Annotated in this window: 16 protein-coding genes; 7 read left to right on the top strand and 9 right to left on the bottom strand. The window is 64.5% G+C overall.

Features of this window, described 5'->3' with window-relative positions; all coding sequences use genetic code 11:
- Window positions 1-27: 27 nt before the first annotated feature.
- The 3 genes from AC5RWO_RS13640 to AC5RWO_RS13630 are packed head-to-tail and all read left to right on the top strand — an operon-like array spanning window position 28 to window position 4402.
- A complete protein-coding gene (locus tag AC5RWO_RS13640) occupies window positions 28-2568 on the top strand; it encodes a DEAD/DEAH box helicase (RefSeq protein ID WP_498731955.1) in 2541 nt (846 codons plus the stop codon).
- Window positions 2569-2582: 14 nt separating this feature from the next.
- The gene (locus AC5RWO_RS13635; protein WP_498731954.1) at window positions 2583-3077 is read left to right on the top strand and encodes a GNAT family N-acetyltransferase; all 495 of its coding nucleotides are present in this window, start codon (window positions 2583-2585) and stop codon (window positions 3075-3077) included.
- Window positions 3077-4402 (top strand): alpha/beta fold hydrolase, encoded by a 1326-nt coding sequence (locus AC5RWO_RS13630; protein ID WP_498731952.1) that lies wholly within the window; start codon window positions 3077-3079, stop codon window positions 4400-4402. The genes AC5RWO_RS13635 and AC5RWO_RS13630 overlap by 1 nt, the downstream gene beginning before the upstream one ends.
- A 43-nt stretch (window positions 4403-4445) precedes the next feature.
- Here the strand turns inward: AC5RWO_RS13630 and AC5RWO_RS13625 are convergent, their stop codons facing one another.
- From AC5RWO_RS13625 to uvrB, 3 genes are all read right to left on the bottom strand, one after another.
- Entirely contained in the window at window positions 4446-5825 is a 1380-nt protein-coding gene (locus AC5RWO_RS13625) for an MFS transporter (protein WP_498731951.1), read from the bottom strand.
- 51 nt (window positions 5826-5876) lie between these two features.
- Window positions 5877-6932 (bottom strand): TerC family protein, encoded by a 1056-nt coding sequence (locus AC5RWO_RS13620; RefSeq protein ID WP_498731950.1) that lies wholly within the window; start codon window positions 6930-6932, stop codon window positions 5877-5879.
- Window positions 6933-7099: 167 nt separating this feature from the next.
- Window positions 7100-9196: an excinuclease ABC subunit UvrB gene (gene uvrB / locus AC5RWO_RS13615; RefSeq protein WP_498731949.1), complete on the bottom strand. Its 2097-nt coding sequence runs from the start codon at window positions 9194-9196 to the stop codon at window positions 7100-7102.
- 323 nt (window positions 9197-9519) lie between these two features.
- On the opposite strand from uvrB, the gene AC5RWO_RS13610 reads away from it, so the two are divergent.
- The gene (locus AC5RWO_RS13610; RefSeq protein ID WP_498732007.1) at window positions 9520-10878 is read left to right on the top strand and encodes an MFS transporter; all 1359 of its coding nucleotides are present in this window, start codon (window positions 9520-9522) and stop codon (window positions 10876-10878) included.
- 32 nt (window positions 10879-10910) lie between these two features.
- Here the strand turns inward: AC5RWO_RS13610 and coaE are convergent, their stop codons facing one another.
- Together coaE and AC5RWO_RS13600 are read right to left on the bottom strand one after the other, a co-directional pair.
- Window positions 10911-12122 (bottom strand): dephospho-CoA kinase, encoded by a 1212-nt coding sequence (gene coaE / locus AC5RWO_RS13605; RefSeq protein ID WP_498731947.1) that lies wholly within the window; start codon window positions 12120-12122, stop codon window positions 10911-10913.
- Between the two features lie 76 nt (window positions 12123-12198).
- Window positions 12199-14532, bottom strand: coding sequence for a hypothetical protein (locus AC5RWO_RS13600; protein ID WP_498731946.1), 2334 nt, complete (start codon window positions 14530-14532; stop codon window positions 12199-12201).
- A 119-nt stretch (window positions 14533-14651) separates the two neighbouring features.
- Here AC5RWO_RS13600 and AC5RWO_RS13595 point away from each other — a divergent pair, with 119 nt between their 5' ends.
- Entirely contained in the window at window positions 14652-15332 is a 681-nt protein-coding gene (locus AC5RWO_RS13595; protein WP_498731945.1) for a YigZ family protein, read from the top strand.
- Window positions 15325-16452, top strand: coding sequence for a class I SAM-dependent methyltransferase (locus AC5RWO_RS13590; RefSeq protein ID WP_498731944.1), 1128 nt, complete (start codon window positions 15325-15327; stop codon window positions 16450-16452). The genes AC5RWO_RS13595 and AC5RWO_RS13590 overlap by 8 nt, the downstream gene beginning before the upstream one ends.
- Before the next feature lie 80 nt (window positions 16453-16532).
- On the opposite strand, the gene rpsA is transcribed toward AC5RWO_RS13590, so the two are convergent.
- The 4 genes from rpsA to polA all read right to left on the bottom strand — a co-directional run bounded on the left by rpsA (window position 16533) and on the right by polA (window position 23179).
- Window positions 16533-18014: a 30S ribosomal protein S1 gene (gene rpsA, locus AC5RWO_RS13585; protein WP_498731943.1), complete on the bottom strand. Its 1482-nt coding sequence runs from the start codon at window positions 18012-18014 to the stop codon at window positions 16533-16535.
- Window positions 18015-18256: 242 nt separating this feature from the next.
- Window positions 18257-19567, bottom strand: coding sequence for a GNAT family N-acetyltransferase (locus tag AC5RWO_RS13580; protein WP_498731942.1), 1311 nt, complete (start codon window positions 19565-19567; stop codon window positions 18257-18259).
- A gap of 11 nt (window positions 19568-19578) precedes the next feature.
- Window positions 19579-20259 carry a DUF8692 domain-containing protein gene (locus AC5RWO_RS13575; RefSeq protein ID WP_498731941.1) on the bottom strand — a complete coding sequence of 227 codons (681 nt, stop codon included), beginning with the start codon at window positions 20257-20259 and terminating at the stop codon, window positions 19579-19581.
- A 148-nt stretch (window positions 20260-20407) separates the two neighbouring features.
- Entirely contained in the window at window positions 20408-23179 is a 2772-nt protein-coding gene (gene polA, locus AC5RWO_RS13570; RefSeq protein ID WP_498731939.1) for a DNA polymerase I, read from the bottom strand.
- On the opposite strand from polA, the gene AC5RWO_RS13565 reads away from it, so the two are divergent.
- Window positions 23178-23660: a hotdog fold thioesterase gene (locus tag AC5RWO_RS13565; RefSeq protein ID WP_498731937.1), complete on the top strand. Its 483-nt coding sequence runs from the start codon at window positions 23178-23180 to the stop codon at window positions 23658-23660. The two genes, polA and AC5RWO_RS13565, sit on opposite strands and share 2 nt — an antisense overlap.
- Window positions 23661-23663 lie beyond the last annotated feature (3 nt).

Below are 23663 nucleotides of genomic sequence, written 5' to 3'. Positions count from 1 at the left end.
CGCACCGACCGATAGGCTGGAGGGGACATGAACCTACTTGAACAGCTCCCCGCAGCCGCCACCGCCAGCCCGGACGAAATCTACACCGCCTTCATCGACTGGGTAGAGGGCCGTGGCATGGCGCTGTATCCGGCCCAGGACGAGGCGGTGATGGAGCTGGTCACGGGCAACAACGTGATTCTGGCTACGCCGACCGGCTCGGGTAAGTCCATGGTGGCCATCGCCTCGCATTTCCACGCGATGGCCCACGGTAGGCGCAGTTACTACACAGCCCCGATCAAGGCCCTCGTCTCGGAAAAGTTCTTCGCCTTGTGCGATATCTTCGGTCCGGACAACGTCGGCATGGTTACCGGCGACTCGTCGGTGAACCAGGACGCTCCCATCATCTGCTGCACCGCGGAAATCCTCGCCAACATCGCCCTGCGCGAGGGCCCGGAGGCTCAGCTGGGAACCGTGGTCATGGACGAATTCCACTACTACTCGGATCCGCAGCGCGGCTGGGCATGGCAGGTGCCGCTGCTGGAGCTGCCGCAGGCGCAGTTCCTGCTGATGTCCGCCACCCTGGGCGACGTGACCCGGTTCGAGAAGGAGCTGACCCAGCGCACCGGGCGGCAGACCACCACCGTGAGCTCTGCCGAGCGCCCCATCCCGCTGCACTACTACTACGTCCAGACGCCCGTGCAGGAGTCGCTGGAGGAGCTCCTGAGCACCCGCCAGGTGCCGGTGTACGTGGTGCACTTCAGCCAGCTGGAGGCGATCGAACGCGCCCAGAACCTCATGAGCATCAACGTCTGCACCCGCGAGGAGAAGGACCGGATCGGCGAACTGATCGCCGGCTTCCGGTTCGCCCCGGGCTTCGGCAAGACCTTGAACCGGCTGGTCCGCCACGGCATCGGCGTCCACCATGCCGGCATGCTGCCCAAGTACCGGCGGCTGGTCGAACAGCTGGCCCAGGCCGGCCTGCTGAAGGTCATCTGCGGTACGGACACGCTCGGCGTGGGCATCAACGTCCCCATCCGTACCGTCCTGATGACTGCCTTAAGCAAGTACGACGGCGTCCGGACCCGGCTGCTCAACGCGCGGGAATTCCACCAGATCGCCGGCCGCGCAGGACGGGCCGGGTATGACACGGCCGGCACCGTCGTCGTCCAGGCGCCGGAGCACGTGGTGGAAAACACCAAGGCGATGGCCAAGGCGGTGGCGAAGTTCGGTGATGACCAGAAGAAGCTGCGTCAGGTGGTCAAGAAGAAGCCGCCGACCGGCTTTGTCAGCTGGGGCGAGCCGACCTACCAGAAACTGGTGGACGGCCAACCGGAGCCGCTGACGTCCAGCTTCACGGTGAGCCACTCGATGCTGCTGAACCTGCTGGAGCGGCCCGGGGATCCCTTTGCCGCCGCGAAACGGTTGCTGACCGAGAACCACGAGACCCGTGCCTCGCAGCTCAAGCTGATCAAGCGCGCGCTGGGCATCTATCGTGAACTGGTCGCCTCCGGCCTGGTGGAGCGCCTGCCGGAGCCGGACGAAGACGGCCGCCTGGTGCGGCTGAAAATCCATCTGCAGGCGAACTTCGCGCTGAACCAGCCGCTGTCCCCGTTCGCGGTTGCCAGTCTGGAACTGCTGGATCCGGAGAGCGGCAGCTACGCCCTCGACGTCGTTTCGGCCATCGAAGCGATCCTGGAGCAGCCCCGGCAGGTGCTCTCCGCACAGGAGAAGAAGGCCCGTGGGGAAGCTGTTGCCGCCATGAAGGCGGACGGCATCGAGTACGACCAGCGCATGGCCATGCTGGAGGAGGTCAAGTATCCCCAGCCGCTGGCCGAGCTGTTGTTCCAGTCCTTCGATGTGTACCGGAAGAGCGCCCCTTGGCTAGGCGACTTCGAGCTCGCGCCGAAGTCAGTAATCCGGGACATGTACGAACGGGCAATGAACTTCAGCGAGTACGTGCAGTTCTACTCGCTGGCACGCTCCGAAGGCATCCTGCTGCGCTACCTCACCGACGGATACAAGGCGTTGCGCCAGACGGTGCCGACCGAGGCGCTGCGCGAAGACCTGGAAGACATCATCGCCTGGCTCGGCGAACTGGTGCGCCAGGTGGACTCAAGCCTGCTGGACGAATGGGAAGAGCTGACCTCCGGCGCCGGAGCCGCGGATCTGGCAGCGGAACATGCCGCCGAGTCCGTCCTGACCAAGGCGCCGCCGAAGCTCACGGACAACGTCCGTGCGTTCCGGGTCATGGTCCGCAACGAGCTCTTCCGCCGGGTGGAGCTCTTCGAAGCCGAAAACGAAGAGGCCCTCGGCGAACTGGACGCGGACAACGGCTGGGATACGGACCGGTGGGCAGAGGCCATGGACGCCTACTTCGACGCACATGATGACCTCGGCATCGGGCCGGACGCCCGTGGCCCCAAGTACCTGATCATCGAAGAGGACCCCGCGGAGTGGAAGGTCCGGCAGATCTTCGACGACCCGGCCGGGGACCATGACTGGGGCATTAGCGCTGTCGTTAATCTTGCCGAATCGGACGAGCTGGGCACGGCCGCGGTGCGGATTACCGCAGTGGGCCCGCTCTGATTAGGATGCCAGTTATGACCAGTATCAGGCGTGCCCGCGAATCCGACGTTCCCGTCATCCTTGAGCTCATCCGTGAGCTTGCCGTCTACGAAAAGGAACCGGACGCGGTCAAGACCACCGAGCAGCAGCTGAGGCACGCCCTCTTCGGCGACAACCCGTCCGTGTTCGCCCACCTCGCCGAGGACGACGGCGGCGTGCAGGGTTTTGCGCTGTGGTTCCGTAATTTCTCCACCTGGGAGGGCGTCCATGGCATCTACCTGGAGGACCTGTACGTGCGCCCGGAGTCGCGCGGCGCTGGACACGGCAAGGCACTGCTGCGCACCTTGGCACAGCACGCCGTCGAGAACGGTTATGCCCGGGTGGAGTGGGCGGTGCTGAACTGGAACGAGCCGTCCATCAACTTCTACCGCAGCCTGGGCGCGCTGCCGCAGGATGAGTGGTCCACCTTCCGCCTGACCGGCACCGCGCTGCACGAATTCGGCTCAACCGTTCCTGCCCGGACGGCATAATGCACGACGGCGCAGCCCACCGGATCGCCGCCTCGCACGTCATGCACGGGGCCAGGACCGTGGAACACTGGTTCACCGTTCCGCTGGTCCACGGGGACGCGGACGGCGGCAGCATCGAGGTCTTCGCCCGGGAATACACGTCCCTGGAACACAGCGACGAGGCAGTGGAATCCCTGCCCTGGCTGCTGTTCCTGCAAGGCGGTCCCGGCGGCCGCGGCAACCGGGTGACGTCCCTGGGCAGCTGGATGAAGGAAGCCGCGCGGCACTTCCGCATCCTGATGCTGGACCAGCGGGGAACCGGGCTGTCCGCTCCCCTCTCACGCCAGAGCCTTCCGCTGAAGGGTGACGCGGCGGCGCAGGCGGCCTATCTGGCCCACTTCCGGGCGGACTCCATTGTGGCGGATGCCGAGCTCATCCGGCAGGAGCTGGCCGGCGCGCCCTGGAGCATCTTTGGCCAGAGCTACGGCGGTTTCTGCGCCCTGAGCTACCTTTCCTTTGCACCGGAAGGACTGCGCGAGGTCCTGATCACCGGCGGCTTGCCGCCGCTGGCCGGCCACCCGGACCGGGTGTATCAGGCCACCTTCAAGCGGGTCGAGGCACGCAACGCCGAATACTTCGCCCGCTACCCGGAGGACCGCCTGCGAGTCACCCAGATAGCGCGGCACCTGGAACAGGTGCCGGAATTCCTGCCCACCGGCGAGAGACTGAGCGTGCGCCGCTTCCAGATGCTCGGCTCCTTCCTGGGCGGCAATACGCGGGTGGACGCCCTGCACTACCTGCTGGAAGACGCGTTCACCGACACGCTGGACGGCCCGCGGCTGACCGATAGCTTCCTCGAACAGGTAGGCCATCAAGTCAGCCGGGCCGCGAATCCGCTCTACGCGCTCCTGCACGAATCCATCTACGCCCAGCACGAAGCCACCGCTTGGTCCGCCTGGCGCGTCCTTGAGCAGTATCCGCAGTTCAGTCCGGAAGCGGAGCCCCCTTTGCTCACCGGCGAAATGGTCTACCCGTGGTACTTCGAGGAGGACCCGGCGCTGGTGCCGCTGCAGGAGGTGGCCGGGCTGCTGGCTGCCAAGGACGACTGGCCCGCGCTCTACGACCTCGAACAGCTGGCCGCCAACACCGTGCCCGCCGCAGCTGAGGTGTATGCCGAGGACATCTACGTGGACCGCGACCTGTCGCTGGAAACTGCCGACCGGGTCAAGCGACTGCAAGTCTGGGAGACGGCCGATTTCCATCATGACGGTATTTCGGACGACGGCGAGTCTATTTTCCGCCGCCTGCTCACCCTGTGCCGCAGCCAGGGTGGCGCCGTCGAATAATCCGGGTGCCGGGCGCCCTGCAGGAAAACAGCGGGTGCGCGCCCTACGTCTGCCGTTGGCTCCCGCGGTTCCGGGCGGCCTCCACGACAGCGAAGACCAGGACGACGGCAGCCGCCAGCGCCGCTGCCAGGTTCAGCCCGGCGAAGCCAAAGAACGCAAGCGCCACGCCGGAGAGCGCGGCACCCAACGCGCCGGCGGCGCCCATGCAGGTATCGGAGACGCCCTGCACCAGAACCCGGTCCGCGTCGGAGACCGATTCCGACAGCAAGGTGGAGCCGGCGATCGTCGCAGCCGACCAGCCGACGCCGAGGACCGCCAGTCCGGCGCCTACCGACAACTGGTTCCCGTGCCCGATCCCGGCCAGCCCGACGGCGGCCAGCAGCACCAGCTGGGCAGCCATGATCATCCGAGGCCTGCCCAGCCTGTCGGTGAGCAGGCCGATCACTGGCGACAGCGCGTACATGCCGGCGATGTGCAGGGAGATGGTGAATCCGATGAACGCGAGTGTGTCGGCCTCGCTGTGGTGCAGGCCGGACGCATGATCGAGCGCCTGCAGATGGACGGGTGTCATGGACATTACGGCAACCATGACCAAGTGGGCCCCGACAATCGTGACCAGGCCCAATTGGGCCATCGGCGACCGGCGGACCGCAGCCAGGCCGGCGGCCAGTGAACCGCCGCGCAGCTTTCGCGGCAAGGCGGAGTCCGGTGCGGCCGCAGTCGCCGGTGCGGCACGGTGAGCGGCCGGAGGTGCAGGGACCGAGACCGGGCCGGCGGCCACGCTCCGGGCCACGAGCAGCGGATCCGGACGCAGCCCAACGAACAGCAGAATCGCTCCAATCGCCAGCCCTGCCATGGAAAACAGGAACGGGCCGGACGTCTCCGGCAGGGACAGCGCTAAGGCCAGTTCGGCCCCAGGCTTGATCAGGTTTGGTCCTGCTACCGCTCCGATGGTGATGGACCAGACCACGAAGGACAGGTCGCGCCCACGGTGCTCCGGGCGCGCCAGATCGACGGCTGCGAACCGGGCCTGAAGGTTGACTGCAGCGCCGACGCCGAGCAAGGCGGATCCAGCCAGCACCAGCAGGTAGGAACGCAGAATCGGCGCCAACACCATGAGTGCGGCGCCCAGCAGCGCCAGCAGCAGGCCGGAGATCAGCGCCTGCCGCCGGCCTCGCCGAGCCGCCAGACCGGCCAGCGGCAGGGCGACCAGGGCGCCGGCCAGAGACAGAGCCATGGTGGATGTGCCGGCTAGTTCTTCGTTGCCGGAAAGCTCCACGGCAAGAAGCGAACCGATCGCCAGCGCGGCACCGTTGCCCACGCCGCTGAACAGTTGGGCGAGGGCGAGGGTTAAAACAGTACGGCGCTGGATGCGTCCAAGCCGTGCTTGGGCATCCAGCGCCGCGTCGACAGGAAAACTCACACTGCGAGCATAACGCCGCTGCGCGTCGCGCGCTTCCTGTTGTTCAGCTGGTTACTGCTCGTTGAGCTTGTCTTCCTCGCGCTCCTCGCGGCGGCTGGCCTCCAGGTCCGCAGCGAGTTCGGCGTCGAGCTTTGCGGCCTTGGCAGCAGGGCTCAGCAGGCTCGCCACGGTGGCGACGACAATCGTTCCAACGATGACCGCCAGGGAGACGAAGGTCGGAATCTCGGGTGCCCATTCGATGGGCTGGCCGCCGTTGAGGAAGGGCAGTTCATTCACGTGCATGGCGTGGAAGATCAGCTTGACGCCAATGAAGACGAGAATGAAGGCCAGGCCGTGCTTGAGGTAGACCAGGCGCGTCATGAGACCGCCCAGCAGGAAGTACAGCTGGCGAAGGCCCATCAGCGCGAAGATGTTGGCGGTGAAAACAATGAAGGCGCTCTGCGTCAGACCGAAGATTGCCGGGATGGAGTCGACGGCGAAGAGCAGGTCGGTCAGGCCGATGGTCACGAACACGATGAGCATCGGGGTGAAGACCTTTTTCCCGTTCACCACGGTGCGGAGCTTGTTGCCGTCGTACTTGTCGCTCATCGGCACCACGGTGCGCAGCTTGGCGATCAGCGGGTTCTCTGCGCCCTCTTCTTCGTCTTCGCCGTCGTCCTTGGCCTGCTTGTAGCCGGTCCAGAGCAGGAAGGCACCGAAGATGTAGAAGATCCAGCTGAAGTTCTCCACCAACTCTGCGCCCAGCAGGATGAAGATTCCGCGCAGGACCAGCGCGATGATGATGCCCACCATCAGCACTTCCTGCTGGTACTTACGCGGCACGGAGAAGCGCGCCATGATGATGATGAAGACGAACAAGTTGTCGATGCTGAGGCTGTATTCCGTCACCCAACCGGCCAGGAACTGCCCGCCGAACTCAGGCCCGGTGAACGCGAACATCATGGCGCCGAAGATCAGGGCAAGCGTCACGTAGAACGCAACCCAGAGCCCGGCTTCCTTCATGGAGGGCTCATGCGGGCGTTTTACCACATAGAGAAGGTCGAACAACAGGACAAGTCCGAGCACCACAAAGGTGCCGACTTCAAACCAAACGGGTAATTCGAGCACGAAAAAGGCCTTTCGAGGGTACGAGTGGTTGCCGCAAGTCTCTCCGCCGGCAACCAGAGGCCGGCCGCTGTGCCCGGCCCGGCTACTTCGCCGGGCGTGTTGACGTTCACAGCACTTGGGATACTCCCCTACGCCTCAACGAGTGTACCCGATTGGCCGCTGTGGGGTCAGGCGTGACCGGCTGCACGCATCTGCCGGAGGTCCTTCTTTAGATCTGCTATTTCGTCCCGCAACCGGCCGGCCAACTCGAACTGCAGTTCCGCCGCTGCCGCATGCATCTGTGCGGTCATCTCTTCGATCAGGGAGGTAAGGTCTTCGGCTGGTACCGCAGCAAGACCGTCCTTACGGATCTTTTCCTTCGGCTTAGCGGCCGAGTATCCGCGCTTGCCCTTGCCGTAATCAAACTCACCTAGCAGCTCGGCGGTATCGGCGTCCTCGCGGGCCAACTGGTCGGTAATGTCCGCAATCCGTTTGCGCAGCGGCTGCGGGTCCACCCCGTGTTTCTTGTTGTAGGCCTGCTGGATTTCGCGGCGCCGGTTGGTCTCTTCGATGGCGTTCGCCATGGAATCGGTGATCCGGTCCGCATACATGTGGACCTCGCCCGACACGTTACGTGCCGCGCGGCCAATGGTCTGGATCAGCGACGTGCTGCTGCGCAGGAACCCTTCCTTGTCTGCATCGAGGATGCTGACCAGGGAGACTTCGGGCAGGTCCAGGCCTTCACGCAGCAGGTTGATCCCGACCAGTACGTCGAAGATGCCCATCCGCAGTTCCCGCAGGAGCTCCACCCGGCGCAGGGTATCGACGTCCGAGTGCAGGTATTGGACTTTGACGCCGTGGTCCATGAGGTATTCGGTCAGGTCCTCGGCCATCCGTTTGGTCAGCGTGGTGACCAGGACGCGCTCGTTCTTCTCCACCCGGGTGTTGATCTCGCCCAGCAGGTCATCGATCTGGCCCTTGGTCGGCTTCACCACGACTTCCGGGTCGATCAGGCCGGTGGGCCGGATGATCTGCTGCACGTACCCGTCGGCCTTGCCCAGTTCGTATTTGCCGGGCGTGGCCGAGAGGTACACGGTCTGGCCGATCCGCTCGAGGAATTCATCCCATTTCAGCGGCCGGTTGTCCATTGCCGAGGGCAGCCGGAAACCGTGGTCCACGAGCGTGCGCTTGCGTGACATATCGCCTTCGTACATGGCGCCGATCTGGGGAACCGTCACGTGCGATTCGTCGATTACCAGCAGGAAATCGTCGGGAAAGTAGTCCAACAGGCAGTGCGGTGCGGTGCCGGAACCGCGGCCGTCGATGTGCCGGGAGTAGTTCTCAATGCCATTGCAGAAGCCCATCTGCTGCATCATTTCGAGGTCATAGGTGGTGCGCATGCGCAGCCGCTGGGCCTCCACGAGTTTGTTCTGGGATTCCAGGACCTGCAGCCGGGCCGCCAGCTCATCCTCGATCTCCTTGATCGCCCGGCTCATCCGTTCCGGCCCGGCCACGTAGTGCGAGGCAGGAAAAACATACATCTCGGTTTCCTCGCGGATAACCTCGCCGGTCAGGGGATGCAGGGTAAAGATGTTCTCTATTTCGTCCCCGAAAAATTCGATGCGCAGGGCCTGTTCCTCATACATCGGAATGATTTCCACCGTATCTCCGCGAACCCGGAAGGTCCCCCGGTGGAAGTCCATGTCATTACGCGCGTACTGCATCGACACGAATCTGCGCAGCAGCTCATCACGGTTCATCTCCTCGCCCTGGCGAAGCGTGACCATGCCTGCCACGTATTCCTCGGGCGTACCCAGACCATAGATACAGGAGACCGTAGCAACTACGACGACGTCGCGCCGGGTCAGCAAGGCGTTCGTCGCCGAATGCCGGAGCCGTTCGACCTCCTCGTTGACGGAGGAGTCCTTTTCGATGAAGGTGTCCGTCTGGGGCACGTACGCTTCCGGCTGGTAATAGTCGTAGTACGAGACGAAGTACTCCACTGCATTGTTCGGCAGCAGTTCCCGGAACTCGTTCGCCAGCTGGGCTGCCAGCGTCTTGTTCTGGACCATAACCAGCGTGGGCCGCTGCACCTGTTCGATCAGCCATGCCGTCGTGGCGCTCTTACCTGTACCCGTAGCACCCAGTAGGACGATGTCCTTCTCCCCCGCCTGGATCCGCTCGGTGAGTTCCTTAATGGCTCCCGGCTGGTCACCCGCTGGTTTGTAATCACTGATTACTTCGAAAGGAGCTACAACCCTGTTGATGTCCTGCGCAAGACTCATGGCATTAACGGTAGCCCCAATTGCGGCCAGCGCGCGTCCGCGATTGCTCCCGGCTGAACATCAGGGCAGAACTGGTGTTGTCCGCCGCCGGCGCTGATCCAGCAAGGAGAATTTGCCAAAGTGGTTGGCCTCGGCGCTCTGCCGGTGGATACTGTGAGCTAATAGCGACGTCAATCGACCCGAACAGAAGATGAGGATCTGCAAAGATCACTGATCTGGATGGAGAGACAGTGCCAACCGATGAACGATCGCCTGAGCCGGAGCCGGGTCAGAGGCCCGGCCAGGACGACGCAAACCCCCAGCAGAACGCTGAGTCTAAGCCCGTGGAGGAAAAATACGCGGCGCCCACAACTGATACCCCTGAGGGCAGGAAAACCATCCGGAAAGCCATCGGAGCGTCGGCGATGGGTAACGCCACGGAGTGGTTCGACTATGGCATCTATGCCGTTGCGATCACGTACATCACCGCCAACTTCTTCCCCACGGAGGGCGGCCTTGGCACCGCCCTCGCGCTGGCCACGTTCGCCATCTCATTCCTGGTCCGTCCGTTGGGCGGGCTGGTATGGGGACCGCTCGGCGACCGGCTGGGCCGCAAGGCCATTCTCGCTCTGACCATTATTTTGATGGCCGGTGCCACCTTTGCCATCGGCCTGCTGCCTAATTATGAAACGATCGGCGTCTGGGCCCCGATCCTGCTGATCCTTCTCCGCATGGTGCAAGGGTTTTCCACCGGCGGCGAATACGGCGGTGCAGCCACCTTCATGGCCGAATATTCGCCGGATAAGAAGCGCGGTTTCTTCGGAAGCTTCCTGGAATTCGGCACCTTGTTCGGCTTCATCCTCGGCACGGCCCTGGTGTTGTTCTTCCAGATAGTGCTGGGCGAGCAGGCGATGACCGATTGGGGCTGGCGTCTGCCCTTCCTGGTGGCGGGTCCCATGGGGCTGATCGGCCTCTATCTGCGTACCAAGCTCGAAGATACGCCGGTCTTCCGTGATCTGGAGGACCATCATCTGGAAGAGCCGGATGCGAAGACCGAGCTGCGCGACCTGGTCGTGAAGTATTGGAAGCCGCTGCTGACCATGGGCGGGCTGGTCGTAGCGCTGAACGTCACGAACTACACCCTGCTGAGCTACATGCCCACCTACCTGCAGACTGAAATCAATCTGCCCGCCAACAACGCCCTGACGCTGCTGCTGCTGGGCCAGCTGGCCATGATGATTGTCATCCCCTTTGCCGGGAAGCTCTCCGACAGGATCGGCCGAAAACCCATGTGGTGGGCCTCGCTGCTGGGCCTGTTTGTGGCCGCCATACCGATGTACCTGCTCATGCGGATCAACTTCGGCACGGCCCTGATCGGCTTTGCCGTGCTGGGTCTGTTGTACGTACTTCAGCTGGCAACTATTTCCGCAACATTCCCGGCCATGTTCCCCACGCAGGTGCGGTATGCCGGTTTCGCCATTACCTACAACGTGTCAACGGCGCTCTTCGGCGGCACGGCGCCGCTGGTGAACGATCTGCTGATTCAAGCTACCGGCGACACGCTGGTTCCCGCCTACTACATGATGGTGGCCTGCGTCGTCGGCGCCGTTGCGCTGAAGTTCATCCCGGAAACAGCGGGTTGCTCCATCCGTGGGACGGAAATTCCCAGCGTCGAACGGGACCGGGCAGAAGCGGCCCGCTGACGGATCACGGTTGGGTAGCGCGCCGGGCGGCGCTACCCAACCGCGCTCTCCGGCTGCCAGTGGACACGGCGCATCCAGTCCTGCATCCCTGGTTCCGCTACCTCCGTGAACCACCGTTCCTTATCTTTCGCGTAGCGGCCGGTTGAGCTGTCCTTTGCATGCAGGTCGGCCAGCCGTTCCTTTTCCGCCAAGTACTCCTGCGCCATCCGCGGGTTGTCGCGCAGCCAGTCACGGAAACCGAGGGCGAACCGCCAGCCAGGGGATCCTGTCACCCGGACATGGACGTTTGCGCTCCGCCCCGGGTCGGCATTGCCGTGCAGCCGCTTCTCCCAGTCGGCGGGGTCCGGGTGCGACGGCTTGGGGATGTCCCGCCACAGCCCCCGACGACGGGGGAAGCCAGCCGACGCCAAGCTGCCTGCAACGGCGTCGGCTTCAGCCAACGAACGCACGCTGACCTGCAGATCGATGACGTCCTTCGCCGGCAACCCCGGAACAGCGGTGGAACCGATGTGGTCCACCGCCAGAATCCGTTCATCCGCCGACCTGATCCGGCCCGCCAGCCGGTTCGCCTGCTGCGGCCAGTCCAGGCGGGGTTCGGCCAGGACGGGCCCGCCACGGGGGGTGGCCACCCGGGCCGCCGCAAGATTCGCCGCGAAGGGTTTCAGGCGCTCCTCCCACAGGCGGTCTACCCGCGCAAGGATGGCTTCCTGCGATTCCACGTTTTCCAGTACGACGTCGGCCGCGGCCAGCCGTTCGGCATGCGTCGCCTGCGCGGCAATGCGTGCCCGGGCATCGGCCTCAGCCATGCCGCGGTCAGTGACCATGCGCCGGATCCGGACATCCTCGGGCGCGTCCACCACAAGGACCAGGTGGAACCGCGACCCCTGCCCGGTTTCCACCAGCAGCGGGATGTCCTGAACGACGATTCGTTCCGGCTCGGCCTGTGCAACCAGCTGCGCCGAACGTGCACGGACCAGCGGGTGGATGATGGCGTTGAGCTGTTCGCGTTTCGCATGATCACCGAAAACCGCAGCGCCGAGCGCCGGACGGTCCAGTCCGCCGTCGTCGGTCAGAATCTCCTTCCCGAACGCCGCCACCACGGCCTGCAGTCCGGGAGTCCCCGGTTCGACGACTTCGCGAGCGAGCACGTCGGCATCGATGAGCAGCGCGCCACGTTCACGCAGCCGCCGCGCCACCAGAGATTTACCCGCGGCAATGCCGCCTGTGAGACCGACCTTAAGCACAGCATCAGTCTAGCCAGACGGCAGCCCGCCCCGGACGTCTGGCTAAACGCCGCCAGGCTGAATGCACTGCCACAGATCAGTCCGCTTGCTCCCCCAAGTAGCGCAGCAGTTCCGGTCTCCTAACGATGGCGGTTGGCCCTGCAGGGTTGAAGCAAACAGATGTGATGTCCGGACATGCCAAGATATGCTGCCAGATCGAGGCAGCCGGACGGCACTCGGACCGTAGGATGGGCGCCGCTGCCGCGATTTCGAACCGGGAGGTAAACAGGAGCAACTGCCGGGGGTCGGCGACCGCCGTCAGCGGAGCCTGCGCTTCCGCCTCGAAGGCAAGCCACAGGTAGGTCTCCCCCTGGTCGCCGCGCGGATCCGGTGCAAGGCAGAGCGCTTCGAACAGCAGCTGATCCGTCGCGCTGCCTGTACTGCCACCGGCCAGCGCGGTCTTGATCTCCACAGCCTCATAGCCCGCCTCTGCCAAGGCAATATCAGCGGCGTCGACCATACAACCCAACTCCGCCGGATCGACCTGGATCCAGCGGCAGTCCTGCCAGCGCCCGTCGATAAGGCGCCCTTGCCTGCTGCGGGCGGCGGTGGTTGCGGGATGCAGCCAGGCGTCCCGGTCCCCCAGAACGCGTTGTTCCGTTCGGAAATGTCGTTCGAGTTCGTCCACGCCGGTATAGACAGCGATGGATAGCCCGTAGCCGGGAACATCGTAGTAACGGAATTCCAGCGACCCACCATGGCCCCGGTCCAGAGTAGACGGGGAGCTGTCCTGCCAAACCCAACCGCCGCGCAGCTGGCGGAGTAGGTTCGTATAGGACGCAGCGGTTCCTTCCCGCCGATGCAGTTGCGCCGCTTCCCGCAGGTCCGCATTGACGTAGCCGGATTTCCCCTGGAGGCCCCAGTCCGGGCGCAGCTGGTCCACTTCGGTGCCGCGGTACCGCAGCCGGACCACGCCGTCCTCATCCCGTAAGGCGCCGACAGCAGACGTCGGAGCGCCGGAGACAAAGGGCAGTACAGGCTGTGCCGTCACTGCGGCCGGCGTGCCCCGGAGCTGCCCAGCCTCATGGCCAAAGGAGTCGACCAGCCATTCACCGGATCCATCGGGGAACACGATAGGCGGACCCAGCCGCTGGACGGCCAGGCCTACCGGAAGCCCGGCGGCAACCATCGTCCGTTCCACTTCTGTTCGGCCGCCGATGGCAGGCCGGATAAGCTCCACCGGCACCAGGCCGCTACTGTCCGGCTCCAACCGATACTGTTCGTTGCCCTTCACGGCGCAGATGCCGTCAGTCAGGGCGGCAGGATCCTGTTCCTCCAGCGGCATGGCCGGCGTACCCGGTTGCAGATGATGCCATGCACGGTAGGACTCCCCGGCCGCCATAACGAGACTCGCAACGCCAGCCCGTCGCGGCTCCGCGTCACGCGGACCCGATGCCGAGACTGCTGGCCATGGCACGGTGTGCTCATGTCCGGCTATGTCCATCACGGTGACTGTGCCGGCGCTCCAGCGGGCGGCCCGGACCTGCAGCCGCTCCAGCAGAGGTCCTAGCTGCAGCGGGCCGAGCTGCGGCTGTTGCTGGTCCACCGGCGCCCGCCGAGTTCTGTATCCCGTTGGGGTGTGCGCAGGAATGGCGGCGCCGGCGGCTCCCGGAACCGCCGCTGCCAAGGCTCTTTCAACTATGCCTGCCGGCTGCACGAAGGCGGTGGACATGAAAAGCAGGGCATCCTCCACAGAGGCGAACTGCGCAGGACCGTGGTCTTCGCTATGACGGTCGAGCCGCCAGGCCAGCGGCCCAGGCCGATAGGACAGCCCGGCCCCGGCAGGAAGGCGTCTGCCGGGAAGCTCGTGCAGGGCGGGCAGACCCAACTGCTCCAGCCGATGGTCCGCAGCGATCCGCAGCTGGTAGCGTGCGGCATCCGCCAACGAGGAGAATCGGGCCAGCGGCGGCCCGCTCTCCGGTTCCGCCAGATATTCCACGCCGCCGTCGGTTGGCCTGATGATGCCCGGTGTGCCGCCGTTGAGCCGGTGCAGCAGCCGCGGCACTATCCCGCCGGTACTGAACCAGAGGTCGAAGCCGGGTTGCTGATCGGAGCCGGCCGGGTTCGAGAAGCCGAAGGACGCATCGGCCCCATCCTCATGCACCAGTAAGTTCAGAGACCGCAGGGGCGGACCTGTGTTGGCAAAGCTGTCCTGGAGCCGTTTGAGTTCGCCACTGAGTTCACGCGGCGGAGGTTCCGTCGTCTCGACGCCGTTCCGGTAGACAAACATGGTTCCCGGGGACGGCCGGAGACCGAAGTCAGTTGCAAAAACCATGAGCTGCCATCCGGATTTGGTACAGCTGGCCAGAGTCCTGGCAATTCCGTCCAACAGCCTGCGCTGCTCGGCCGCCAGCGTGCACTCCGCAATCATGCATACCCTTCTGTATGGTCCGGGGATAGTCTATCCGGGCAGCAGTGCAACCGGACGGGCCCGCTTACCCCCGCCTGCGCTAAACAGCAGGATGGCGTTAGCCGTACTAGGCTGGTTGGGTGCATCCAGCCTCCCAGTCCACGGTTACCCGCTACACGACCATTGCTGGCGAACACCGGCACGAAATCGAGATCAAGCGCTCCCGCTTCATCACGGTACTTCGCCGGGTCGAGACGGAGGAAGCCGCGCGTGATCTTGTTGCCGGCCTGCGTAAGGAATTCCACGACGCCCGGCACCATTGTTCGGCCTTCGTCCTGGGCCCGGACCGCAGGGTGCAACGTTCCAACGACGACGGCGAACCCTCCGGTACCGCCGGACTCCCGATGCTGGAAGCTCTGACCAGGCGCGAGACAGCGCCCGGGGTGACGGACCTTAGCGACGTTGCGGCCGTCGTCGTACGCTATTTCGGCGGTATCCTGCTGGGCGCCGGCGGCCTGGTGCGCGCTTACTCGGAGTCGGTATCGCAGGCCGTCGCCTCGGCCCGATTGGTAAAGCGGCGGCGCATGCAGCTGTACGCAGTCGCTGCGGAACACGCCCAAGCCGGCCGGCTCGAGAACGAGCTGCGCGCGGCAGGCGTCACCGTGCTCGGCAGCGACTATGGCGCGGCCGGGGTCGATATCAACGTGGCCCTCACGGATGAACCCGAGGTTCTGGCCCGCTTCCATGAACAGCTCGCTTCGCTCACCGCGGGCGGAGAACCAGCCGTGCGGCGCGGCACCGATTGGGTGGATCTTGCCTGAACTGGACTTGGCTCTCTTGCGCCGCTGGCCCGATGTGGAGGCGGAGAACCTCTACGCGGCAGATGCGGCGGACCGGCTGCTGCTCGACACGGCGGCCCCGCTGCTGGCCGGATTGCAGGGCAACGAAATCGCCGTGGTCAACGACCATTACGGCGCGCTGACTCTGTCCCTGGCCACCGCAGGTTTCACCGGGCTGCGGGTCCATCAGGATCCGCTCTCTGCCGAACAGGCGCTGGAGAACAATGCCCGTGCGCTCGGACTCGGCGGCTTTACCCACCACTCCATGGGCCCGGAGCTGTTTAGGGGCACCCGGCTGGTGCTGATGCAGCTGCCCCGGTCACTGGACGCCCTTGAAGAAGCGGCAGCTTTCATCGCCGCCGCGGCGGCGCCCGATGTGACCGTGCTCGCCGGCGGGCGCGACAAACACATGTCCCCCGCCATGAACCAGGTGCTGGAAACGGCATTCACCTCGGTGAGCGCTGGGCGTGGCCGGCAGAAGGCCCGGGTACTGACAGCAACCGAGCCCCGCGACAAGGTCAGCACGCGTTTTCCGCTCCAGGAAGAGCACGACGTCGGGCTGCCGGCTCCGCTGCGGATCGTCGCCTTCGGCGCTACTTTCGGCGGCGCCAAGCTCGATATGGGCACGCGGTTCCTGCTACCGGCGCTTGCCGGTGCCCGCGCTGCCGGGCGGGCCGTAGATCTGGGCTGCGGCAACGGGACGATTGCCGCGTACCTCGCCCTCTCGTGCCCGGACCTGGCTGTCCTGGCCACAGACCAGTCCGCGTCCGCCGTCGCCTCGGCGCGGGCAACCGCGGAGGCAAACGGTGTCAGCGAGCGGGTGACCGTCCAACGGGACGATGCGCTGTCCGCACTTCCAGACTCCACCGAGGAACTCATTGTGCTCAATCCCCCCTTCCATATCGGGAACGCGGTGCATGCCGGCATCGCCCTGAAGCTGTTCGCCGATGCCGGCCGCGTGCTCGCGCCCAGGGGCGAGCTGTGGACGGTGTGGAACAGCCATCTCGCGTATAAGCCGGCACTCAACCGGCTGGTTGGGCCGACCCGCGAGGTCTCCCGCAACCCGAAATTCACCGTTACGGTCAGTACGCGCCGGCCCTAGAGAAAGTTCCCGGCAGCCAAAAGAACCCCTGTCCGAGGACAGGGGTTCTTTTGGCTGCTTACCCGTTAGGGCCGGCGGAATTAGTTGCCGGTGAGCTTCTCGCGCAGTGCGGCGAGGGCCTCATCCGAAGCGAGCGTTCCGCCACCGGTGCTGGGGGTCTCCGTCTGAACGGGCTCAGAGGAGTAGCTGGTTGCAGCGGATTCGCCGGTCTCGGAAGTAGCCTGGGTGTCTTCCTGCAGGTGCTGGGCAACCTGCTTCTTGTGGGATTCCCAGCGGGCCTGGGCGTCAGCGTACTGCTGCTCCCAAGCGGCACGCTGGGTCTCGTAACCCTCAAGCCACTCGTTGGACTCCGGATCGAAGCCCTCCGGGTACTTGTAGTTGCCTTCTTCGTCGTACTCGGCAGCCATACCGTACAGGGCCGGGTCGAACTCGGTACCCTCCGGGTCAACGCCCTCGTTGGCCTGCTTGAGGCTGAGGGAGATGCGGCGACGCTCGAGGTCGATGTCGATGACCTTGACGAACAGTTCGTCGCCAACGGAGACAACCTGCTCGGCCAGCTCAACGTGGCGGACGGCCAGCTCGGAGATGTGAACCAGACCTTCAATGCCGTCTTCAACGCGGACGAAAGCACCGAACGGAACCAGCTTGGTGACCTTACCCGGAACAACCTGCCCAAGGGCGTGGGTGCGGGCGAAGGTCTGCCACGGATCTTCCTGGGTGGCCTTCAGCGACAGGGAGACACGCTCGCGGTCCAGATCGACTTCCAGAACCTCAACGGTGACTTCCTGACCAACTTCGACAACCTCGGACGGGTGGTCGATGTGCTTCCAGGACAGCTCGGAGACGTGAACCAGACCGTCGACGCCGCCCAGGTCCACGAATGCACCGAAGTTGACGATGGAGGAAACGACGCCCGGACGGACCTGGCCCTTTTCCAGCTTGTTGAGGAAGGTGGAGCGGACCTCGGACTGGGTCTGCTCGAGCCATGCACGGCGGGAGAGCACAACGTTGTTGCGGTTCTTGTCCAGCTCGATGATTTTGGCTTCGATCTTCTGGCCGATGTACGGAGCCAGGTCGCGCACACGGCGCATCTCGACGAGGGAGGCGGGCAGGAAGCCGCGCAGGCCGATGTCGAGGATAAGACCACCCTTGACGACCTCGATGACGGTACCGGTGACGACACCGTCCTCTTCCTTGACCTTCTCGATGTCGCCCCAGGCACGCTCGTACTGAGCACGCTTCTTGGAGAGAATGAGGCGGCCTTCCTTGTCTTCCTTGGTAAGGACAAGGGCCTCGACCTGATCGCCTACGGCGACAACTTCGCCGGGATCAACGTCGTGCTTGATGGAAAGCTCGCGGGACGGGATGACACCTTCGGTCTTGTAACCGATGTCGAGCAGAACTTCATCGCGGTCAACCTTGACGACGGTACCTTCGACGAGATCACCGTCATTGAAGTACTTGATGGTGGCGTCGACGGCAGCGAGGAAGTCTTCGGCGGTACCAATGTCGTTGATGGCGACCTGAGGGGTACCGGGCTTCTCGGTGGAGGTGATGGTCATGTAGTAGGGGCTCCGATGTGGATAGATTTCTTAGTTCCGGACGGTTTGACTCCACGTGCGGCACCAGCACAAAATAGCTGCAGCCTTGCGGTTACTGACCGTCCGGAGGTGGACTTTAATAAAAAGGGTAGTGCGTACGCATTACGCGCCCGATAAGTCTAGCCGCATGAGCCAACTGCGGTCAAAGCGTTGCAGCCCGTGGCGTCGGTTACCTTCAGGGCTCCCGGCCGGGCAGGCGCTGCTCAGAAGTGCGTGATGCAGTACGGCTGTGCCGTGGTGGCGAAAATCCGCTCAAGCTTTCCTACGGCGTCCTCGGTTGCACCGGGCAGCCTGCCGGCCGCTGCGAGCGTTCCGGCCCTGACGCCGCCCAGATAAAGCGAGCCCAGCACATCGACGTCCACGCTCAGGTCCAACGCGTCGTCCGGTGCCAGCGGTTGCACGCGTGCGTTTCCGCCGGCGGCCTCCAGCAAGAACCGGCCTGCAGCCAACCCGAACGGATCAACAATCTCCAGCGCGAGCCGGCCCTCGCCGTCGTAATGACGCGCTTGGAGCGCATTGACCGGATCCAGAATACGCAGCCAGAGCACGTCTTCGGCTGCTTTCGTTGTGTGGCCCCGGCCGTCCTGCAGCGCCCACGGCAACGGATCTTCGACCGGGGCAAGGGACCAGCTGATCCGCTGCACCAGGTCGATGGAGCCCAGGTACCGCCACAGTTCCCGGTAGCTTTCCGTGGTGGCGGCCACCAGATCCACGACCTTCATCGTGTACGGTTCCTTGGACCAACCGGCGAACCTGTAGCTCACGTATCCCTGTGGCATCCCGCTGCTGTCGTAGTGGACGGCCGCCCGGATCGACCTGTCCGGCTCCGGTTTGTCATGCCCCCATCGGCCGGAGATTCTCTTCGCGTAGGAATACTGCCGGGCCACCGAGCCCGGAGTCCTGGCGTGGAACCGGGCAAAGATCTCCGGCCCGAGCTGCTGCAGGGCTGCCGGGTCCGCCATCTCGACTGTTCCGGCCGACGGCGTGCGGAGGCCGAAACGCTCCTGGACGTCCACCTCCACCTCGTGGGTGAAAGTTGCTGCTCCGAAGCCAAAGCGCCCGTAGATCGTCGCCTCGGATGCGGTCAGCGCCGCGATGCCCAGACCGGAGCGTGCGGCCTGCTCGAGATCGCTGGTGATCAAGCGCCGCAGCAGTCCTCGCCGGCGATGGGTGGGCCGGACGGTAACGGCGGTGATCTGGTGGGCATCGAGCAGGCGGCCGCCGCCAACATTCATGCTGTTCACCATGGTGGCGTAGGTGGCTACCGGAATATCGGCACTCCACACGCCTGGACGGGGCTCGTCGTCGTAAACTCCCCACAACACGCGGTTGTCCGCGGCGTAGCCCTTTGCATATTCGGCTACGTGCGCTGCCTCGAGAGAACTTTCATGGAAACCTGCATCGACGGCCTCGAACCAGCCCCGGAACCGGGCCGAGGGAATGCCACCCTCAACATCAGCAGGAAATTGTTCAATCCGCAGGGTCGAGGATGCGGTTGCCGCGTTGGTGTCCACGGTTTACGAGCCTAGTGGGCATTTTCCGCTTCCACCAGATCCCGGGACCGCTGCAGCCGCCGCGCGAGGTAATCAGCGATGGCGCCGGCAGCGATGATGCAGCCGAGCATCTCCAGGCCTTCCTCCAGGATCAAGCCCGCGGAGAAGACGTAATCGGGGCCATTCTGACGCATCCAGCCGTTGAACGCTTCGACACCCAGCGCGCCAGCACCGTAGCAGACCAGCCCCAGGGCGAGGCGCCGTCCCGTTTCCCGGGGCAGCGACCGCCCGGCGAAGATCAGCACAGTGGCACCGGCAATCCCGACGACCGCACCCAGCGCGAGCCAGGGGTAGGTCGGGGTGTCTAGTCCTGTCGCCAGGAGCGGCCGGGCGAGCCGCTCGTGCAGCCGGGCTGCTTCGTCGAGGCTCAAGTACGCGGCTGCCGCCGCTATAACCGTCCAGGAGAAGCGTGTCCTGCCGTGGGCAGTCAGCGCGGATGTTGCGGCCAGCGCCGCCACCAGGGACAGCAGCGCGGAGTTCCACCAGGTAGGCAGATTGGCCTCCGCCCCGATGTCCATGAATTCCTTCGCTTCGTCCAACGGGATCACGTAGTGGAGGGCGAACACGGCTATGAACAGCGCCATGATGAGGCCTGTAACCAGCAGAAGGAAGCGGACGGCCGCGCGGGCAGGCGGCTGTTGGCCGAAAAGCAATTCAATTCTCCTGGCGTAGCCGGCTTCAACGATCAGGGAAACCATACCGGCAGTAAATTGGACAAAAATGAGAGCCGCAGCCCCTAATCCGCCCGGTGCTGACAGCACCGCTGAAGCCGGCCCAAGCGGCCGGCTTCAGTTATCCGGATTAGTGGCCGGCTTCGTTCCAGTTGCTGCCGACACCGACCGACACGTCCAACGGAACAGTCAGCTCGGCCGCTGCCGCCATCTGCTCCCGCACCAGCTTCTCCACAGTCTCGCGCTCCCCCGGGGCGACCTCGAGTACCAGTTCGTCATGCACCTGCAGCAGCATCCTCGAGGACAGTTTTTGGGCCCTGAGCCCGGCATCGACCCCGAGCATTGCCTTCTTGATGATGTCCGCGGCCGAACCCTGGATAGGCGCGTTCAGCGCAGCGCGCTCCGACATCTCGCGAAGCTGGCGGTTATCGCTGTTCAGGTCCGGCAGGTAGCGGCGGCGGCCTTCAATCGTGGAGGTGAAACCGTCCTTGCGTGCCTGCTCGACGATGCCGCGCAGGTAATCCCGTACTGCCCCGAACCGCGCGAAGTAGTCCTTCATCAGCGTCCGGGCCTCGTCGACCGAAATCTTCAGCTGTTTGGACAGTCCGAAGGAACTCAGGCCGTATACCAGGCCGTAGGACATCGCCTTCACCTTGGCGCGCATCTCGCTGGTGACCTCTTCCGGGGCCACGCCGAAGATGTGGGCGCCGACGAACCTGTGCAGGTCCTCGCCTTGGCGGAAGGCCTGGATCAGTCCCTCGTCGCCGGAGAGGTGCGCCATGATGCGCATTTCGATCTGCGAGTAATCCGCCGTGAGCAGCGTTTCGTAGCCCTCCCCCACGATGAAGACTTCGCGGATGCGGCGGCCTTCTTCGGAACGGACGGGGATGTTCTGCAGGTTCGGGTTGTTCGACGACAGGCGCCCAGTCGCCGCCACGGTCTGCGCGTACGTGGTGTGGATGCGGCCGTCCTCGGCCACGGACTTTTTCAGCCCTTCAACCGTCTGCTTGAGTTTGCTGGCATCCCGGTAGGCCAGCAGCTGCACCAGGAACGGATGCTGCGTTTTGGCGATTAGATCATTCAGCGCGTCCGCATCCGTGGAATAGCCTGTCTTGATCTTCTTCGTCTTGGGCAGTTCCAGCTCGTCGAACAGGACGGTCTGGAGCTGCTTCGGCGACCCGAGATTAATCTCCTTGCCGATAATGCGGAAAGCTTCCGAACTGGCGGCATTGATGGTGGAGCTGAAGCCGTCCAGCAGGCCGTCCAGCTTGTCCACAGCGACGGCGATACCGTCCAATTCCATCCGGGCAAGCACCCAGGACAGCGGCAGGTCCAGCCCCGCCAACAACTGGTTCGCGCCGCGTTCGATGAGCTGGCCGGCAAAGTGTTCGCTCAGTTCCAGCGAGGCAAAGGCTTTTGCAACGGCGGGAGCCGCCACGTCGTCTTCGCCCAGGCTCAGCTCCAACTGGCCGCCACCGGACGACACCGCCGATGCTACCGACAGCTTCAAGTGGTACTGCGCCAAGTCGGCCAGATCGTAGTTTCGGCGGTCCGGCTGGATCAGGTACGCGGAGATCGCCGTGTCATCAACGACGCCCGCCAGCTCGAGGCCCCGGACGGAGAGCAACTTGTAGGCCGATTTGAAATCGTGGATGACCTTGGGCGCATCCAGATCCTCCAGCCACTCGGCGAGCCGGCGCTCGGCGTCAGCGTCGAGGCCCTCAAAGGCAACGTAAGCGGCAGCCGAGGGACTTACCAGGGCCAGCCCCACGGCGTCGTCCCCTGCTGTGGTTTGCTCGGTGACCAGCTGCACGGCAACCGGGAGCTGGTTCGTGCTGTCGAGCCAGTCGTCCAGTTCCTTCTCGTTTGTCAGAACCACGTGCTGCGGTGCGTGGACCTCGGTGTCCTCGACCCGCTCTTCGCCGCCAAAGGTGTCGATCAGCCGCTTGCGCAGTGTGTTGAACTGGAGCGCATCGAAGAGTTCCTCGATGGCATCCCGGTCCGGCTGCTGCAGGAGCATGGTTTCCAAGTTGACCGGCAGGTCCATGTCCCTGAGCAGGTGATTGAGCCGGCGGTTGCGCTTGACGTCATCGACACTGGCCCGGAGGGCGTCACCGACCTTGCCACCGATGGAATCCAGATTCTCCAGGATGCCGTCCAGACCGCCATACTGGTTGATCCACTTGGCGGCCGTCTTCGGCCCCACGCCCGGCACGCCGGGAAGATTGTCCGCGGTCTCGCCAACGAGCGCCGCCAGATCCGAGTAGCGGGCCGGGGACACAAAGTACTTGGCCTCCACAGCTGCGGCGTCCATGGGCGGGATGTCGCTGATGCCCTTCTTCGGGTAGAGCACCGTCACGTTGTCCGTGATGAGCTGGAACGCATCCCGGTCACCTGAGACCACCAGCACATCCCAGCCGGCAGCTTCGCCCTGGGTGGCAAGGGTGGCGATGATGTCATCGGCCTCGAACCCGTCCATGGAGATGGTGGGGATCCGCATTGCCTCCATGAGCTTGATGATCAGGTCCACCTGGCCATGGAATTCCTGCGGCGTCTTGCTCCGGCCGCCCTTGTATTCGCTGTATTCCTGGTCCCGGAACGTCGGTGTGTCAAGGTCGAAGGCCACCGCCACGTGCGTCGGCTTGTGCTCGCGGATCATGACCAGCAGCATGGAAGTGAAACCGTACACAGCATTGGTGTGCTGCCCGGTATCCGTGGAGAACTTGTCCGCCGGCAGGGCGTAGAACGCCCGGAATGCCATGGAATGGCCGTCGATGACCAGCAGCCGCTTTCGTTCCTGGCTGGAATTTTCTTCAGGGGCTGCGGCCGAGGCCGTCAGCGTATCGCCGGTTGGGGACACCGGTTTGTTAGTTTCACTCACAGGTGCCAGCCTAGTTCCCATGAGCGACAATTTCACACCGGAAGCGGTTCCGGCGGCAGCACCGGATTTGACTGACGAGCTTGTTTCCGCAGGGGTACCCGTGGAGCTGCGTCCGTGGCTGCGGCATATGGGCGTCGGTGCCTTGGTGGTGAAAATGGGCATCGTTTTTTCGCACATGAGCGCGGAGCGGATGGTTGCCACCATGCCGGTCGAGGGCAATACGCAGGTGGCCGGGATCCTGCACGGCGGTGCGCACACGGTGATGGCCGAAACCCTGGGATCCTTCGCCGCTGCCATCCATGCCGGACCTGACCGGCACGCGCTGGGCATCGAAGTCGGTGCTACCCATCACCGTGCCGCGGCCGCGGGGCTGGTGACCGGTACGGCTACCGCCATCCACCTGGGCCGGACCCTGACCGTCCACGAAGTGGTCATGACGGATGACCAGGGGCGCCGGCTTTCCACCGCCCGCATCACCAACATGATCAGGGACAACGCGTAAAGC

This window comes from Arthrobacter sp. B055-34, assembly GCF_059090425.1.
The sequence above is the reverse complement of the archived record's forward strand: the minus strand, read 5'-3'. Positions and strand labels throughout refer to the sequence as shown.

Excerpts from the sequence above, each read along its gene's own strand:
- AC5RWO_RS13640 (WP_498731955.1), top strand. The coding sequence starts at position 28 with ATGAACCTACTTGAACAGCTCCCCGCAGCCGCCACCGCCAGCCCGGAC.
- AC5RWO_RS13635 (WP_498731954.1), top strand. The coding sequence starts at position 2,583 with ATGACCAGTATCAGGCGTGCCCGCGAATCCGACGTTCCCGTCATCCTT.
- AC5RWO_RS13630 (WP_498731952.1), top strand. The coding sequence starts at position 3,077 with ATGCACGACGGCGCAGCCCACCGGATCGCCGCCTCGCACGTCATGCAC.
- uvrB (WP_498731949.1), bottom strand. The coding sequence starts at position 9,196 with ATGAGTCTTGCGCAGGACATCAACAGGGTTGTAGCTCCTTTCGAAGTA.
- AC5RWO_RS13600 (WP_498731946.1), bottom strand. The coding sequence starts at position 14,532 with ATGATTGCGGAGTGCACGCTGGCGGCCGAGCAGCGCAGGCTGTTGGAC.
- rpsA (WP_498731943.1), bottom strand. The coding sequence starts at position 18,014 with ATGACCATCACCTCCACCGAGAAGCCCGGTACCCCTCAGGTCGCCATC.
- AC5RWO_RS13565 (WP_498731937.1), top strand. The coding sequence starts at position 23,178 with ATGAGCGACAATTTCACACCGGAAGCGGTTCCGGCGGCAGCACCGGAT.
- polA (WP_498731939.1), bottom strand. The coding sequence starts at position 23,179 with ATGGGAACTAGGCTGGCACCTGTGAGTGAAACTAACAAACCGGTGTCC.